The sequence below is a fragment of the Mycobacterium sp. 852002-10029_SCH5224772 genome (assembly GCF_001667315.1).
Classification (GTDB): Bacteria; Actinomycetota; Actinomycetes; order Mycobacteriales; family Mycobacteriaceae; genus Mycobacterium.
This window is the reverse complement of record NZ_LZHT01000096.1, coordinates 1-2,300: the sequence shown is the minus strand read 5'-3', so window position 1 is coordinate 2,300 and position 2,300 is coordinate 1. Positions and strand designations below refer to the sequence as shown.

Annotated in this window: 1 protein-coding gene; it reads right to left on the bottom strand. The window is 69.6% G+C overall.

Annotated features, from left to right (window positions below; genetic code table 11):
- A partial coding sequence (locus tag A5775_RS17335) for a non-ribosomal peptide synthetase (RefSeq protein ID WP_156660745.1) occupies positions 1 to 2,300 on the bottom strand: 2,300 nt, incomplete at both ends.

Genomic DNA, 2,300 nt, shown 5'->3' with positions numbered 1-2,300 from the left:
TCCAGCAGTTCGGCGAAGGTGGGATCGCCGCCCAGGTCGACCCGCAGCACCAGGGTGTTGACGAAGAAGCCGACCAGCTCGTCGAGCGCGGGGTCGCGCCGCCCGGCGATCGGAAATCCAACCGCCACATCCGAACTCGTACTGACCTTTGACAGGAGCACCATCAGCGCGGTCTGGATCACCATGAAGCTGGTGGCATGGTGTTGGCGCGCCACTTCGGCCACTCGCTGTTGCAACTCGGTGGGCCAGTCGATCTCCACCGTGTCGCCGCGTTGGTCGGCCACCAGCGGGTAGGGCCGGTCGGTGGGCAGCTGCAGGCGTTCGGGCATGCCCGCCAGGGTGTCTTCCCAGTAGGCCAGTTGGGCGGCGATGCGGCTGTTGGGATCGTCGAGATCGCCGAACTGCGCGCGCTGCCAGAGCGTGTAGTCGACGTACTGCACCGCCAGCGGCGCCCAGCCGGGGCCGCGCCCGTCGCACCTGCTGGCGTAGGCCATCCCCAAGTCACGGACCAGGGGTGTGATGGACATGCCGTCGGCGGCGATGTGGTGCACCACGGACACCAGCACATGCCGGTCATCGCGGATGCGGAAAAGCTCTGCCCGCAAGGGGATTTGGGATGACAGGTCGAAGGTGTACCGGGCGGTGGCGCCGATCGCCTCGTCCAGTTGGTCCGCCGACCAGCCGCTGGCGTCGACAACCTCCCAGCCGAAATCCGCCTTGTCAGCCGGGATTACCACCTGCTGCGGCAGTCCCTCGGGTGCGACGAACACCGTCCGCAAGGTCTCATGGCGGGCCACCACGTCGCCCAGTGCCGCGCCGAGCGCCTCGGCATCCAGCGGCCCGTCCAGCCGCAGCGCGGTCGCCATGTTGTAAACCGGTGAGGGTCCCTGCAATTGGTCCAGGAACCACAGTCGATTCTGCGCGAACGACAGCGGTACCACCGCGGGGCGCTCGGCCGCCGTCAGCGGGTCCAGCCCGCCGCTGCCTTCGCCGATCCGGGGTGCCAGCTGGGCGATGGTGGGCGCCTCGAACACGACGCGCACCGCAAGGCCGCTGTCCAGGCTGGCGTTGATCGCGGCGATCAGGCGCATCGCGGAGATGCTGTCGCCGCCGAGATCGAAGAAGGAGTCGTCGACCCCGACCCGCTCGACACCGAGGACCTGGGCGTAGACGCCGGCCAGGATCTCCTCGGTGGGCGTTTCCGGGGCACGGTACTGAGCGGCCGTGTATTCCGGTGCGGGCAGGGCGCGGGTGTCGAGTTTGCCGTTGGGCGTCAACGGGATTGCGTCGAGCCCCAGCACCGCGGCGGGCACCATGTAGGCGGGCAGCCGTTCGGCCAGCACGGCGCGCACCCGGGCGGGGTCGGCGCTGCCCGTGATGTAGCCGACGAGCCGTTTGTCTGAAGGGCGGTCTTCGCGGGCGACGACGACGGCCTGTGCGACGCCGTCGAATCCGGCCAGCGCGGACTGAATTTCGCCGAGTTCGATGCGGTAGCCGCGGATCTTGACCTGTTCGTCGGCGCGGCCGAGGTATTGCAGTTGGCCCTCACCGGATCCCGAGTCGTCCCAGCGGACCAGATCGCCGGTCCGATACATGCGGGTTCCGGCCCCGCCGAAGGGGCAGGCGACGAACCGCGACGCGGTCAGCCCGGGCCGGCCGATATATCCCGCGGCCACCCCGGATCCGGCCACATAGAGCTCACCGACGACGCCGGGGGGCACCGGCCGCATCGATTCGTCGAGTACGAACAACGCCGCCCCCGGGACCGGGAAGCCGATCGGAACTGGTCCTGCCCCGGCTTCCAGGGGTGCGCTGATGGTCACACACATCGTGGTCTCGGTCGGGCCGTAGGCGTTCACCATCACCCGTCCGGGTGCCCACTGGTCGACGACCTCGGCCGGGCAGGCCTCCCCGGCCATCACCAGCGACACCGAGTCCAGCCCCTCCGGCGAGAGCATGGCCACCGCCGACGGGGTCTGGGTCAACACGCTGACTTGCTCGGCAACCAGGACGTCGTGCAGGTCGTGCGGCGAGCGCGTCACCGACTCGGGCACGACCACCAGCCGCCCGCCCCGCAGCAGGGCGCCGAAGATTTCCCACACCGAGACGTCGAAGGCCAGCGAGTGGCATTGCGACCAGACCCCCGCGGCCGGCAGGCCGGCGTCCAGCGAACCCAGCAGCTGGGTGACGTTGCGGTGAGTGATCGCAACGCCTTTCGGGACGCCGGTGGTGCCCGAGGTGTAGATCAGGTAGGCGACACCGTCGGGGCCCGGCGTCGGCAACGCCGTCTGGGGCAGGGT